Source organism: Pseudomonas sp. PDM05 (assembly GCF_014851685.1).
Classification (GTDB): domain Bacteria; phylum Pseudomonadota; class Gammaproteobacteria; order Pseudomonadales; family Pseudomonadaceae; genus Aquipseudomonas.
Genome location: NZ_JACVAC010000015.1, coordinates 75,467 through 89,468, shown reverse-complemented (window position 1 = coordinate 89,468; position 14,002 = coordinate 75,467). Strand labels below are relative to the sequence as shown.

Genomic DNA, 14,002 nt, shown 5'->3' with positions numbered 1-14,002 from the left:
GAGGGAGCTTATTCCTACAGGGTCAGGGTCCGACCAGGTTTTCCAGTTCCTGGGCGCGGGTCTGGGTCATGTCCAGTACGCAGCCGGAGCCGTTGACCTGATCGATGCTGCCTCCGGTGGCTGAGCCGGCGAAGGCGCAATTGGCATCGCGGTATTTTATCCACAGGCGCTGCACGTCTTGCAGTTGCTGTTTGCGTGCGCCTTCCTGGGCGGCGAGGGCGGTCTTGTAGGCCGCGTTCAGGCGCTTGTCCTGCACCTTGGTTTCCTTGGCGTTGCAATTGACCATGTCGGCGGTGGTGTTGGCGCCGTCCATGCATTTTTGCAACGCCGCGTTTTCGGCAGCCGAGGCCGCGCCGCACAGGACGAGGAGCAGGGCGCCGGTGGCTAGGGATGTACGAGTCATGGTCGTGTTTCCTGAGCGTGAGTGATTGCGCATTGTAGGACTCGACGACGAGGCTTGAGTTTCCGACATCCTCTGATCTTCATGTAAGAACACCCCCCGAATTTTCATCCACAGCTGTCGGGCATATCCCCAGGCGACAGTGCTTGTCTGTGGGCGAAAATTACTTTCATAAAAATTGAAAATACTCATCGGTAATGATTTATGACTTTCACAACCTATTCGACGTGACCCTTTCCGAGGAGTACCGCATGGCCGCATTACCGGGCTTGGGGCTATTGGCATACGCTGCCATCGCCATCATCGCTTTGATCGTGCTGATTGCACGCTACCGACTCAACCCGTTTATCGTCATCACCCTGGTGTCAATCGGCCTGGCGCTGCTGGCCGGGATGCCGGCGGACACCATTATGGGTTCGTATGAAGCGGGCGTCGGCAAGACCCTGGGGCACATCGCCCTGGTCGTGGCGCTGGGCACCATGCTCGGCAAGATGATGGCCGAGTCCGGCGGCGCCGAGCAGGTGGCGCGTACCCTGATCAATCGGTTCGGCGAGCGCAATGCGCATTGGGCGATGGTCTGCATCGCGTTCCTGGTGGGGCTGCCGCTGTTTTTCGAGGTCGGTTTTGTGTTGCTGGTGCCGATCGCCTTTACCGTGGCGCGACGCGTGGGCGTGTCGATCCTGATGGTCGGTTTGCCGATGGTCGCCGGTTTGTCGGTGGTGCATGCCTTGGTGCCACCGCACCCGGCGGCGATGATGGCGGTGCTGGCGTATAACGCGTCGGTGGGGCAGACCGTGCTGTATGCGATTTTGATCGGTATTCCCACGGCGATCATCGCCGGCCCCGTGTACGCCAAATTCATCGTGCCGCGCATTCACCTGCCGGCGCAAAACCCGCTGGAACGCCAGTTCATCGACCGCGAGCCGCGTACCCGCCTGCCCAGTTTTGCGCTGACCATGGGCACGATCCTGCTGCCGGTGGTGCTGATGATGATTGGTGGTTGGGCCAACGTGATCTCGACGCCGGGCAGCGGTTTCAACCAGTTCCTGCTGTTTATCGGCAACTCGGTGATTGCGCTGCTGCTGGCGACCTTGGTGAGTTTCTGGACCTTGGGCATCGCCCAGGGGTTTAACCGCGAGTCGATCCTCAAGTTCACCAACGAATGCCTGGCGCCGACGGCGAGCATCACCTTGCTGGTGGGCGCGGGCGGCGGCTTGAACCGCATCCTGGTGGATGCGGGCGTGACCAATGAAATCCTGGGGCTGGCCCACGCGTTTCAGCTGTCGCCACTGGTGATGGGCTGGCTGTTCGCGGCGTTGATGCGCATCGCCACCGGCTCGGCGACGGTCGCCATGACTACCGCTTCCGGCGTGGTGGCGCCGGTGGCCATGGGCCTGGGTTATCCACACCCGGAATTGCTGGTGTTGGCCACTGGTGCGGGTTCGGTGATCTTTTCCCACGTCAATGACGGCGGCTTCTGGCTGATCAAGGAATACTTCAATATGACGGTGATCCAGACCTTCAAGACCTGGACCGTGCTGGAGACCTTGATTTCAGTGGTCGCCTTCGGTCTCACCTATGGTCTGTCCTGCCTTCTGTAACCCGGAGATTCCATGGACATCCTCTACCAGATCCGTGCCCGCCAGGATTCCTTCAGCGCCGGTGAAGGGCGTATCGCCAGGCTGCTGCTCGACGACGTGGGGTTTGCCGCGTCGGCCAGCCTGGAAGCGTTGTCCCAGCGGGCCGAGGTCAGCACGGCCACACTGTCGCGGTTTGCGCGCAGCGTGGGCTGTCGCGATTTGCGTGACCTGCGCCTGCAATTGGCCCAGGCCAGTGGGGTGGGCAGCCGTTTTCTGGACCCGGCGGGCAAGCCTGAGCAGTCGGCGTTTCATCGGCAGATTCTTGGCGACATCGAGGCGACTTTGCGCCAGCACTTGTCGGGGTTCAACCAGGCAGGGTTTGCCGATGCGGTCAGCCTGCTGGGCAAGGCACGGATGGTCCACGCGTTTGGCATGGGCGGCCCGTCGAGCCTGTGCAGCGACGAATTGCAGGTGCGCCTGGTGCGCCTGGGCTATCCGATTGCCGCCTGCCATGACCCGGTGATGATGCGTGTCACGGCGGCGACCCTGGGCTCGGATCACGCGTTGATTGTGTGTTCCTTGACCGGCCGCACGCCTGAGCTGCTGGACGTGGTGGCACTGGCGCGCAATTACGATGCACGCGTCATCGCCATCACCTTGGCCGACTCACCCTTGGCGCAGTTGGCGGATGTCCTGCTGCCGCTGCAACCGGCCGAAACCAGTTTTATCTACAAACCCACGGCGGCGCGCTACGGCATGCTGCTGGCCATCGACCTGCTCGCCACCGAGCTGGCACTGGCCCAGCCGGACGACAACCGCGAGCGCCTGCGCCGCATCAAGCTGGCCCTCGACGAATACCGCGGCGGCCCCGACAGCCTGCCGCTTGGAGACTGATATGAAGTACGACACGCTGATTCGCCAGGCGCTGATCATTGATGGCAGCAACACCCCCGGGTACATCGCCGATGTGGGACTGTGGGAGGGGCGCATCGCGGCGATCGGTGATTTGTCGCAGGCAACGGCCACGGCTCAGATCGACGCCACGGGGCGCGTGCTGGCGCCGGGGTTTATCGACGTGCACACCCACGACGACACCATGGTGATCCGCCAGCCGCAGATGCTGCCCAAGCTGAGCCAGGGGGTGACCACGGTGATTGTCGGCAACTGTGGCATCAGCGCCTCGCCAGTGAGTTTGCGCGGTGACCCACCGGACCCGATGAATTTGCTGGGCACGCGTGAGGCGTTCACTTATCCACGGTTTGCCGATTACCGCACGGCCGTGGAAAGTGCCCATCCAGCGGTCAACGTCGCGGCGTTGATCGGCCACACGGCGTTGCGCAGCAACCATATGGACGATCTGCATCGCACCGCCACGCCGGACGAAATCACCGCCATGCGCGAGCAATTGCAAGACAGCCTCGCGGCTGGCGCCCTCGGTTTATCCACAGGCCTGGCCTACGCCAGTGCGTTTAGCGCCGAGACCGATGAAGTGCTGCAACTGAGTGAAGAACTGACGGCGTTCGGCGCGGTGTACACCACCCATTTGCGCAGTGAGTTCGAGCCGGTGCTGGAGGCCATGGACGAGGCGTTCCTGATCGGCCGGCACGCCAGGGTTCCGGTGATCATTTCTCACCTCAAATGTGCCGGAGCGGGTAATTGGGGGCGCAGTCCGCAGCTGTTGGTCGCGCTGGAGTCGGCGGCGAAAACCCACCCGGTGGGCTGTGATTGTTACCCCTATGCGGCGAGTTCTTCGACCCTGGATCTGAAGCAAGTCACCGACGCGTTTCGTATCACCATCACGTGGTCGACGCCGCACCCCGAGTTGGGCGGGCGTGATTTGCAGGACATCGCCGCCGAGTGGGACGTTTCGCTGATGGATGCTGCACGTCGCCTGCAACCGGCGGGGGCGGTGTACTACGGGATGGACGAGGCGGATGTGCGCCGCATCCTCGCGCATCCATTGTCCATGGTGGGCTCGGATGGGTTGCCGGAAGACCCGTTCCCCCACCCACGGTTGTGGGGCGCGTTTGCGCGGGTGCTCGGGCATTTCAGCCGGGATGTGGGGCTGTTCCCGCTGCACACGGCGGTGCACAAGATGACCGGCTTGTCGGCGGCGCGGTTTGGCTTGGCCGAGCGTGGCGAAATTCGCCAAGGGCACTGGGCCGACCTGGTGCTGTTCGACCCGTTGCGCGTGCGTGATGTGGCCGATTTCAAGGACCCGCAACGGGCGGCGCAGGGCATTGACGGGGTGTGGGTCAACGGCGTGTTGAGTTACTGCGAGGGGCAGGCCAATGGCCAACACGCCGGCCGGTTCCTGGCGCGCAATGGCGATTTGCGTTGTGGTTTTTCGTCTCTATAGTGGGGGCTTTTCATACACGGAGCGGTTGCCATGCACTTAGGAAAAGTCATCCCCATTTTGCGGATTTTCGACGAGGCCAAGGCGTTGGAGTTCTACGTCGAGTTCCTGGGGTTCAAGGTGGATTGGCAGCATCGTTTCGAGGCGAATTTTCCGCTGTATCTGCAAGTGTCACTGGGGGAATGTGTGTTGCACCTGACCGAGCATCATGGTGACGCCTCGCCGGGCGCAGCGGTGCGAATTCAGGCACAAGGCGTGGACGCCTATCAGCAGCAGTTGCAGGGCAAGGACTATCGCTATGCCAAGCCTGAGGTTGAGCCAACACCGTGGGGCTCGCGGGAGATGAGCATCAAGGACCCGTTTGGGAATCGGGTGGTGTTTGTTGAGGAGGGCGAGGGGTAAATCGCAGGCAATAAAAAACCGCCTTGGGAGGGCGGTTTTTTGCAATCCCAGTTAGTGGCTGGGTTTGATGTCTCACAGGAGCATTGGCTTGTCAGCGATGCTACTGTCGCTCAAAACTTTATGCAAGACCCGACAAAAAGTGGTTTCCACTGCAAAAAAAGCAACAACTTTGGATCGGGAGAATTGTTGCCTGTAACACCTTAGCGTAGATCGCTGAGCTAGCATCGTCCTCGTTCTATGTACATCGTGAGGAGGGGGACTGGGTTCGCGCGCAAATTTTGGACCGATCGCCACGGGCTAGTAATCCGTGCCGGATTCATGCGGGAGGACCATAAACCCAGCCGCCTCACAGGAGCATTGGCTTGCATCCGAAGGCTCACATGTTCCGGTAAGTGCGCTGGAGGTAAGGCCCAACTCACGGAGGGCCGAGTATGTCTAAGTTTGCACGACGTACGTGGAACCTCGTAGTGAACTGCCTGCGTGCTTATCACGTCTGGAAGTTCCTGCGGGACAGCTTCGATGACCGCTAAGGTCTGAGAAGTGGAGCCGCCTCGGTTCAGGCCGAGGCGGCTTTTTGGTTTCCTACACCCGGAAATGGCTGACCATCTGCTGCAACTGGCTACCCAAACGCGCCAATTCAACACTCGATTTCGCCGTCTCGTCACTCGCCGTAGCCGTCTGTTCCGAGACATCACGCACGTTCACGATACTGCGGCTGATCTCTTCTGCCACGGCACTCTGCTGTTCGGCGGCGGCGGCAATCTGTTGGTTCATCGACTGGATGTTCGACACCGTGCGGGTGATGTTTTCCAGGGACACACCGGCCTTGCGCGTCAGCTCGACGCTGCTGTCGGTGAGGCTGCGGCTGTTGTTCATCACATTGGCCACTTGCTGGGTGCCGTTCTGCAAACCGGCGACCAGGCCTTCGATTTCCTCGGTGGATTTCTGTGTGCGCTGGGCCAGGCCCCGCACTTCATCGGCGACCACGGCAAACCCACGACCGGCTTCACCGGCACGCGCGGCTTCAATCGCGGCGTTGAGTGCCAGCAGGTTGGTCTGCTCGGCCACGGCCTTGATCACGTCCATCACGCTGCCGATCTTGTTGCTCTCTTGTTGCAGGTGCGCCATGGCGTCGGTGGAACGTGCCACTTCGGCGGCCAGGCGCTCGATCTGGGCGATCGCTTCACCCACCACCTTGTCGCCTTCGCGGGCTTGGCCGTCGGCGTCGGAGGCGGCTTGGGAGGCTTGTTCAGCGTTGCGCGCGACTTCCTGCACGGTGGCGGTCATTTCATGCATTGCGGTGGCAACCTGATCGGTCTCGATCTTCTGGCTGTTCACCCCGGCGCTGGTTTGTTCGGTCACGGCCGACAGTTCTTCGGCGGCGCTGGCGATTTGTGTCACACCGTCGCGGATACCGCTGATCAGCTCGCGCAGGGTCGTGCCCATGCGCTGGATGCCTTGTTGCAGCACGCCCAGTTCGTCGCGGCGGGTGACCTGGATGTTGTGGCTCAAGTCGCCGGAAGCGATGCGCTCGACCACGGCCAGGGTTTCCTGCAGTGGGCGGGTGATCTGGCGGGTGATGACCAGTGCGGCGATAACCCCGACCAGCAGGGCCAGCAAGGTGCTGATCAATTGCAGGCTGCGGGCCTGGGCGCTTTCGGCGTCGCGGCGCTCAAGCTGGATGTCGTAGAGCTTGTCGCTGATGGTGACGATGTCGGCACCTTGGGTGGTCATTTCTGCGCGAGCGCTGACGATGTTGGCGTTGGCGGCCTTGTAGCTTTGTACGGCGGTGCGGTAGGCGCCAAGGGCGGTTTCAAGCGAAGCCAGTGCGGTTTGCTGTTCGGAACCAAAGACGGCGCTGAGCTTTTTCAAGCCACTGATGGCTTTTTCGATTTGTGCGGCGGCGCGGGCTTCGGTTTCGGCGTTGACGTTGCCGGTGTAGCCACGCACTTCATAACGGGCGAGCTGGAACTCTTCCTTGGCCCGGGTCAGTGCCTGGTACTGGACGAAACGCTCCGGACTGTCGGCCATCTGCTGCACGCTGGTGTCCAGGGCATTGATCTGGGCGTTGGCGATGTCGGCCTTGTCACCCATGACCTGGCGCGCGGCGTTGCCGTTACGGTAGGCCTCGCGCATTTTGTTCAAGGATTGCTGGTAGGCGGTGATGACGCTTTTCTGCTCGTTGAGCAGCTTGAGGTTATCCGGGCTCTTGAAGCTGTCCAGCAGCTTTTGTTGCTGGGCAGCGAACGCGTCCAGGTTGGTCTGTACGGTTTGTGCCACGGCTTCGTCACCGTTGGCCAGCATGTATTGCAGGCGCACGATGCGCAGCTTGGTCAGCGAGGCATTGAGCTGGGTGATATCGCTCATCCAGTTGCTGCGGTCGATCAGGCCGCCCAGGCTGGTCCAGCCGGTCAGGGCCAGGATCGAAGTGAGGACCAGTACCAGGCCGAAGCCCAGGCCGAGTTTGAGGTTGACGCTGATGTTACCGAACCAGCTGTTCATCGAATGCTCCGCAAGAGTGATGTCTGTTTGCTGGTTGATGTTGTTGTTTGAGCCAGCCGAGGTGTAGCGGGTTATCGGCGGCAAAACCTGAATCTGAAATGCTATTTCGGCTCATCGACGCAGGGCGCCGATGAGTGGTTGCGGGAGAATTGGGTCACTGGCTCATGGGGTTTAGCCGACGTGCTTCAGGCCAACACCTCCGGGCGGAGGGGTTTTGAGCATACCGACCAGTTGCGATAAATAGAAAAAGCGCTGATGACGCTGTTCTGGCCAGCGCTCGATGAAGAACTGGCCCTTGTCGTTGATTTGAATGGGGGTGCTGACAATCTCATTGCCACGGGACATGTGCACAAGGTTGATCTCGGTGGAGGTTCGGCGCTCGACGATGAAATGCCCGGGTGTTGTGAGTCTGCTGCGGTCCGGCGGCGCCGGCACGTTTGGCACTCTTCGCCCAGGAATACCGACGTAGAGCGTGAAGTCACTGCGCAACGCCACGTCCTTACCTTCTTCGAAAGATTCCCACGCCCCCTGGTGCAACGGCCTGGCCAGTTCCGGGGCGCTGTCGCGCACATGCAGGCTGACGGCATCCTGCAGCGTGGCGAGGCCCGGCACGCCCAGGTACGTATCGGTGTGGGTACTGCCCACGAACGCGACCCACTTGTGCGGCCCTTGGGCGAGTTGGTCGGCCTTGATCACCTCGTTGGCGAAGTAGCTGAACATTTGAAGGCGCGGCAAATCGCCATTCAGACCTTTGACGTAATAGGTGGCCGTACAGTCCAGCGCTCGTACGCGTATCCCGTATTTGTTGGCTTTCTTGACCAAGTGAGTGTAGGTGTCCGTGCCCTCGTAAAGGGGCATCTGGCCTCGGTCCAACTGCCGGAGGTAGTTCTCCAGGATCGACGGCATCTTCGAGGTGCGGTAGTAGGTTTCCAGGGCTTCCTGATGCAGATCGGTCAACAAATGCTCGAGGTACAGCGTCTTGACCCCCAGCTTTTTCAGGTGCTTGAAGTACTGGATCAGCAGGCGCTTGCTGGATTGCGCGGAATGGGCCTCGCCGATGACCAGCCCATTGCGCTGTTTGAACAGCCGTTCAAACAACACGCTTTCGTTTCTTGCGCTGGTCAGCTCGCCCAAGGCTCTGCGTTGGGGCAAGGTGAGGTCGGCGAAATGCGCTTTGGCAGTGGCGTACAGGCGCTGGCGGGTCTCGATGAAGGTGTTCATTGCCCTGGCATTCTCTGGCTGGGCGTGGGAGTAACGCGAGTCCAGGCCACGCCGCTCCAGGCGCATCTGGTCGATGTTCGCGCGCATCGGTGCCGGGATGTCGAACGCCGCGTAATGGGAGACGGTGCCCGATGCTGGCGTGAGGCTGCTCGGTGCGCGCAGTGCCCCATGGGTTGTTGCAATGGATAGGGCGTAGTCACCTCGGGACTGGGCGCTGCTGTGTGTGTCGGGCCACAGGCCGGTCGGCTCCCCAGGCGCCACGTCGTGAACGCGCAGCGCTGGCGCCTGTTGCAACTCCGCCAGCCCGGCAATGCGCTCGTAACGGCCCAGGCGGTTGGTATCGACCAACGCCAGCCAACCTTCGTCCGGGTTGTGTTTCAGGTTGAACTCGATAGCGGTGTGAGAGTAGAAATTGCGCAGCTTGCTGCTGCGCGGCACAAAACGCGCGCCTTCGCCCAGGGCCAGCACGTGGCCCATATGGTATGAAACTGCAGCGTCCAGGCCGTCGATGGCGATGTTCAGGCGCTGGGTTTCGAGCAGCAGCTTGCGGTACGTGAACGGCGCATCCGCTGCAAACCCCAAGGCCTCGTCCACCTGCGCCAGATGCCGCTCGATCTGTTGCAGGGCGTGGGCTTTGTTGCCGCTGAGCTGGTTGTTGAGGATTTTCAACTTGCGATGGAACAGGTCGCGGGGCAGGTTCTCGATGTACACCCGCTTGAGTCCCTGTTCCGCCAGGCCTGGCAGTTGTTCGATCAACAGCTGTTTACTGGCGATGGAGTTGTCGACGGCTCCGATAATCAAGCGCTTGTTGCGGCTGAACAGGCTCTTGAGAATGTCGCTGTGGGCTGCGTTGCTCGCCAGTGCGGGCAGTGCGCTTTTCGGCGCCGGGGCCGGTAACGCCTGGTAGAACGCGTCGGCGTCTTCGCTCAAGCGCGCGACGTTTTGTTCATAGGCCGTGCGCAGTGGTTGCACTTCGATAAACGCGTTGCCTTGGGCCGCCGCCGCGTCCTGCCCCCGGCTTTGCATGTGTGTTTTGAAGCCTGGGTCGAGCAGGGTGCGGAAGGTCTTGGCCTGATCGGGCGCTACGTCGAAGGCCTCCAACGGGCTGCTTTCATCCGCCAGCAGCTTTTCGTATTGCTTGCGCCCACCCCCGGGGACGCTGAAGCGCACCCACTGCCCATCACTGTTCTGGCTGACCAGGCGTGCGGTCGAATGGAGCTGGCCGGTCAGCGGGTCGTGGCGATACAGCAAGTAACGGCCCAAGGCGTCGGGAGTCTGCGATGCCCACAGTGGTTGCCCATCAAACAGGATGGATTGCATGCCTTCGGGGTTGATCGCATCCAGTTGCTTGAGCGGCGCACTGCCGACGGCGTGTGAACTGGTCTGGATGACGGCACGCAGGGGTTTGAAGCTGCTTTTGAGCAGTGGGCGCAAATCGAACAGCACGGCCCCCATAGCATTGGCCAGGAAGCCGACGTAGTGCTCAATCGCGGCTGCCATGTCGTTCTGGTGATAGGCGTTGAGGGCCAGCATGGCGTCCTTGAATGCCAGCAGGCCGCCCAAGGTCAAGCTCAGCAAGGGGAATGGCATCGTTGCAATGGCCGTTACCCACTCGATACAGGTCCACAGGATGCCGGTAATCATTTGGGTGCGATTGACCGTCGTGCCGTGCACGTCATCGATGGTGCGCTGCAAGCTCATGTTGTATAGCTCGTGGCGCAGATCGAGCAGCGGCGTGACGCGGCTTATCGAGTCGTGCCGAGCCGGGCTTGGGGTGGTGCGGTCGATGTCATCCGGCAGGCCGTTGCGGGCGTTCTCCAGAAACAGGTGCACTCTGCGCAGCGACTGCAACGACACACGAGAGCACCAATAGCCGGGCATGCCTTCGACTTTTTTCAGCAGGTAGTTGAACAGCTTCGCTTCGCGAAAGTTGACGCCGTCCGGTGCGTTGGGCGTGTACAACAACACGGGATAGTCGGCGTGGCTGAACAGGTAGTTGCCCATCACCCAATCACCGTCGATAAACAAGCGGTGGACTTTGTAGGTATTGCGCGTGGTGCTGCGGGTATCCGACAAGCTGTCGATGGCCTGGTTGAGCCAGCTCAGGTCGACACTGGCGATATGCCCCTTGAGTCGGGCCTCCAGCGCGGCACTCTGCATCTGCAATTGGTGAATCGCCAGCACCGCACTGCGTCGTTCGTGATAACCGGGGCTGTCGCTGGATTGCAGGCGCTGGCGCACTTCATTGATATAGCGTTCACCGACCCATACGCCGGTGACCGAGCGGGCAACGTTCTGTGCGGTCAGCGGGCTCAGATCTACGCCCTTGGGGCCGCGAAAGACCGCGGATCTGGAAAACTTCTCGTCGAGAAAGCCGATGCCGTCTGCATAGCCGTCGCGGTACAGGGTGGTGTAGGACAGTGGTGTTGGCGGCGCACCGAGCAATGTCCGTGGCGAGTAGGCGAAGACGCTGTCCGGGTCGATGTCATTTTTGGAGCGTCCCAGCAGTCTGTTCAGGCTGAGCCTGGCTTTATCGCGCAAATAGCTGTCGAAGCTCGGGAAATTGGCTTCGGCATCGGGTCTGGCATTGTAGGTGCGCAGGGCACCCTCGATGTTATCCGCCAGGGTGATCAGCCGGGTTCTGTCTGCCAGGGAGGCGTTACGAAACCACGCTGGTGAGCTGAAACTGTAATCATCCAGTTGCAGCGCCAGGCGGTGTGCGGCCATCGCGTCCAGGCAATCGGCGTGGCTGCAGGGTTTGCCGAAGGTCACCTCGTGGTGTTCTTCGGCATCGGGGCGCAGGCTGATCGCCTGGATGAAGGTGCTCATTTTCGGGCGGAAGCGCAGCGGCACTTGTTGCAGTACGTAATTGCTCATCGTCTGGGGTTGATCCAGCCAACCGATGATATGGGTCTGGCATTCGCGCAGGCTGCTGAAGGCGAAGAACTGTTGTGCGCTGGGGGCGTCAGGGGTGCACAGCAATAGGCGTTTGACCTGGCCGTGGGCATCATCTTCGCGCAGCAGCCACAGGTCTCGCAGTTGAGCGCCGTGCAGCAGCACGGTTTGTGCGCAGAGCTGCGGGCGGGGATTTTCGCGCAGGTCTGCAAACAGCTGCACATCGTCCGGACCGAGGTGGCCTTGCAGCTGGGCAATGTAGGCCAAGGCGACCAGGCGCTGATCGAAAAACGTGCGGGCCGCCTGTTTGATCTGCGGGGTGCCCAGCACGGTTTTTTGTGTGTCGGCAAAGTCCAGGCGTGGTTGCAGGTCTTGCAGCAGGGTGATCAGCACTTGCGGGGTGAGTCGGGCATAAGCCTTATCGAGCGGGGCGCCGGCGTAGCTCAAGGTGCTGTGTTCAAGGAAGGCTGAGCCCGGCGCGCTGTCGCCGGTGTGCAGGCCGCGCAAGGCCAGTTCCACCAGTGAACGCTGCTGCTCGTAGGTGCCGACCGGCGGCACTGTGCGCCGGGTTGTGATGTGCAGCAGGTCCGGGTCGAGGTCGTGGATGTCCAGTTCATCGGCCAGTTTCTCGGCCCATTGGTGCCGGGCGAGGGCCTGGGGCGTTGCTGCCGGGCCGAACAGATTCATGAACGCCTCGCGCGCCTGGTTGTAGTTGCGCAGGTGTTGGTCGAGGGTGTCGCGAAGCGGCTTGCTGGCGCTGCGGTACCAGTCGGGCAGGGCGTAGAACAGGTCGCGCTCAAGCAGTCGCTGTGCGCGAAAGTCCAGGCGCAATGTCAGGTCGGGCAACGCGGCTTGGATGGCGTTGTCGAGGTGCTCCTTGATGTGTGTGGTGTCTGCATGGCTCAGGGCGTAATTGATGTCCTGTTCACGTTTGTCGAGCAGGGCTTGGTAGACGTGTTCGAACAGCGGTTTGTCCTGGATCGGAAGTAAGGTCAGTGGCCATATATCAACGGTATCCAGGTGTTGGTAGCGCACAGGCAGGTGACGATTGAACTCAGCCCGCCCGTTGGCGAGCGCCATCGCAGATTGCAGGCCTTGGTCCAGGTCGTGCAGCGAGTCGAAGGCTTCCAGACCCCGCGCGGGCGTGAACAACAAGACCGGCCCCACGGGGGGCGCTGCTGGCAGGCTGTCGACGACGGGGTTGGCCTGGCGCGTCAGCACAAACGCACCGGCGAACGTGACGGTCTGTTCCTGGTAGGTGAAGGCCAGGGCGTACATGCCGGGGCGGAAGGTTGGCCCCAGCGAGCAGTTTTCCAGCATCTGCTGGTCGGCGGGGGACAGCAGGTTGTCACTGACGTTGAGCCGGGTTTCCAGTTCCAGCGCGTTGATGCCGGCGGTGAAGGTCAGATAAGTCTTACGGCTCTGCCCTGCGACGGCGCTGGTTTCATCCAGCGCCTTGAGGCGGCTGTTCAGGTCCGGTGGGATCACATCCTGATACAGGGCACGCGCCTGGCTCATAAACGTAGCGTTGATACGCTTGAGGTCGGTGTTGAGCTGTTGCAGCGTGGCGTACTCCGCCGGCAAGGTAACGGGGCGTTTGCTCTGGCCGCGCAGGGTGGGGTCAATCTCCAGCAAGTGGGCGTGAATCTGATCAAGCGTGGGCGCGGCATCGCGGGTATTCGGCGTACTCATTGGCACAACCCCTGAGGTGGTGAGTGGAATCACCAGCATGGGCAGCGCAGGGGCGTGTTCGGCAGTAGATAGGTATGTCGGTGCGCTCATCAAGGCACGGTGTTGTGTGCTAGTCTGCTGGCCCTTTTAGTTTTGGGTGACAAGGAACGCGCGGCTTTTGTGCGGCGTTTTCAGTGTTGTCCTACAGCGGAGCACCTTCATGTCCGAAGTTAATCTGTCCACCGACGAAACCCGCGTCAGCTACGGTATTGGCCGTCAACTGGGCGACCAACTGCGCGACAACCCGCCACCGGGTGTGAGCCTGGACGCCATCCTGGCTGGCCTGACCGACGCTTTCGCCGGCAAGCCAAGCCGTGTTGATCAAGAGCAAATGGCTGCCAGCTTCAAGGTTATCCGCGAAATCATGCAAGCCGAAGCGGCTGCCAAGGCCGAAGCGGCTGCTGGCGAAGGCCTGGCTTTCCTGGCTGAGAACGCCAAGCGTGATGGCATCACCACCCTGGCTTCCGGCCTGCAATTTGAAGTGCTGACTGCCGGTGAAGGCGCCAAGCCGACCCGTGAAGACCAGGTACGTACCCACTACCACGGCACCCTGATCGACGGCACTGTGTTCGACAGCTCCTACGAGCGCGGCCAGCCTGCGGAATTCCCGGTTGGCGGCGTGATCGCTGGCTGGACCGAAGCCCTGCAACTGATGAATGCCGGCAGCAAATGGCGCCTGTACGTGCCGAGCGAACTGGCTTACGGCGCTCAAGGCGTTGGCAGCATCCCGCCGCACAGCGTTCTGGTGTTCGACGTCGAGCTGCTCGACGTTCTGTAAGACCTGCTGATTACTGCGGGAAATGGCTTGTGTGGGAGCAGGCTTGCTCGCGAAGACGGCGTGTCAGTCGCACATTTATTGACTGACCCACCGCTTTCGCGAGCAAGCCCGCTCCCACATGAAGCTCGCTTCCACAG

At 61.4% G+C, this 14,002-nt stretch carries 7 protein-coding genes and 2 pseudogenes; 5 read left to right on the top strand and 4 right to left on the bottom strand.

What is annotated here, in order from left to right:
- Window positions 1-22: 22 nt before the first annotated feature.
- Entirely contained in the window at window positions 23-403 is a 381-nt protein-coding gene (locus IB241_RS23680; protein WP_192300618.1) for a lysozyme inhibitor LprI family protein, read from the bottom strand.
- Window positions 404-597: 194 nt separating this feature from the next.
- Between IB241_RS23680 and IB241_RS23675 the strand changes: the two genes are divergently transcribed.
- From IB241_RS23675 to IB241_RS23660, 4 genes are read left to right on the top strand one after another with little or no spacing between them, the layout of a single operon-like run.
- Complete coding sequence (locus tag IB241_RS23675) at window positions 598-2,001, top strand: gluconate:H+ symporter (RefSeq protein ID WP_192300617.1); 1,404 nt, start codon at window positions 598-600, stop codon at window positions 1,999-2,001.
- A gap of 12 nt (window positions 2,002-2,013) precedes the next feature.
- Window positions 2,014-2,874 carry a MurR/RpiR family transcriptional regulator gene (locus tag IB241_RS23670; protein ID WP_192300616.1) on the top strand — a complete coding sequence of 287 codons (861 nt, stop codon included), beginning with the start codon at window positions 2,014-2,016 and terminating at the stop codon, window positions 2,872-2,874.
- Between the two features lies 1 nt (window position 2,875).
- Complete coding sequence (locus tag IB241_RS23665) at window positions 2,876-4,339, top strand: N-acyl-D-amino-acid deacylase family protein (protein ID WP_192300615.1); 1,464 nt, start codon at window positions 2,876-2,878, stop codon at window positions 4,337-4,339.
- A gap of 30 nt (window positions 4,340-4,369) precedes the next feature.
- Window positions 4,370-4,738, top strand: coding sequence for a glyoxalase superfamily protein (locus IB241_RS23660; protein WP_192300614.1), 369 nt, complete (start codon window positions 4,370-4,372; stop codon window positions 4,736-4,738).
- 582 nt (window positions 4,739-5,320) lie between these two features.
- On the opposite strand, the pseudogene IB241_RS28025 reads toward IB241_RS23660, so the two are convergent.
- The 3 genes and pseudogenes from IB241_RS28025 to IB241_RS23650 all read right to left on the bottom strand — a co-directional run.
- A pseudogene (locus IB241_RS28025) lies at window positions 5,321-5,917 on the bottom strand (methyl-accepting chemotaxis protein); the annotation flags it as partial.
- A 258-nt stretch (window positions 5,918-6,175) separates the two neighbouring features.
- Window positions 6,176-7,240: pseudogene (locus IB241_RS28020) on the bottom strand (methyl-accepting chemotaxis protein); the annotation flags it as partial.
- A gap of 171 nt (window positions 7,241-7,411) precedes the next feature.
- Window positions 7,412-13,048 (bottom strand): membrane-targeted effector domain-containing toxin, encoded by a 5,637-nt coding sequence (locus tag IB241_RS23650; protein WP_192300612.1) that lies wholly within the window; start codon window positions 13,046-13,048, stop codon window positions 7,412-7,414.
- Window positions 13,049-13,247: 199 nt separating this feature from the next.
- Here IB241_RS23650 and IB241_RS23645 point away from each other — a divergent pair, with 199 nt between their 5' ends.
- Window positions 13,248-13,865 (top strand): FKBP-type peptidyl-prolyl cis-trans isomerase, encoded by a 618-nt coding sequence (locus tag IB241_RS23645; RefSeq protein ID WP_192300611.1) that lies wholly within the window; start codon window positions 13,248-13,250, stop codon window positions 13,863-13,865.
- Window positions 13,866-14,002 lie beyond the last annotated feature (137 nt).

Excerpts from the sequence above, each read along its gene's own strand:
- IB241_RS23675 (WP_192300617.1), top strand. The coding sequence starts at position 598 with ATGATTTATGACTTTCACAACCTATTCGACGTGACCCTTTCCGAGGAG.
- IB241_RS23680 (WP_192300618.1), bottom strand. The coding sequence starts at position 403 with ATGACTCGTACATCCCTAGCCACCGGCGCCCTGCTCCTCGTCCTGTGC.
- IB241_RS23665 (WP_192300615.1), top strand. The coding sequence starts at position 2,876 with ATGAAGTACGACACGCTGATTCGCCAGGCGCTGATCATTGATGGCAGC.
- IB241_RS23660 (WP_192300614.1), top strand. The coding sequence starts at position 4,370 with ATGCACTTAGGAAAAGTCATCCCCATTTTGCGGATTTTCGACGAGGCC.
- IB241_RS23645 (WP_192300611.1), top strand. The coding sequence starts at position 13,248 with ATGTCCGAAGTTAATCTGTCCACCGACGAAACCCGCGTCAGCTACGGT.
- IB241_RS23650 (WP_192300612.1), bottom strand. The coding sequence starts at position 13,048 with ATGAGTACGCCGAATACCCGCGATGCCGCGCCCACGCTTGATCAGATT.
- IB241_RS23670 (WP_192300616.1), top strand. The coding sequence starts at position 2,014 with ATGGACATCCTCTACCAGATCCGTGCCCGCCAGGATTCCTTCAGCGCC.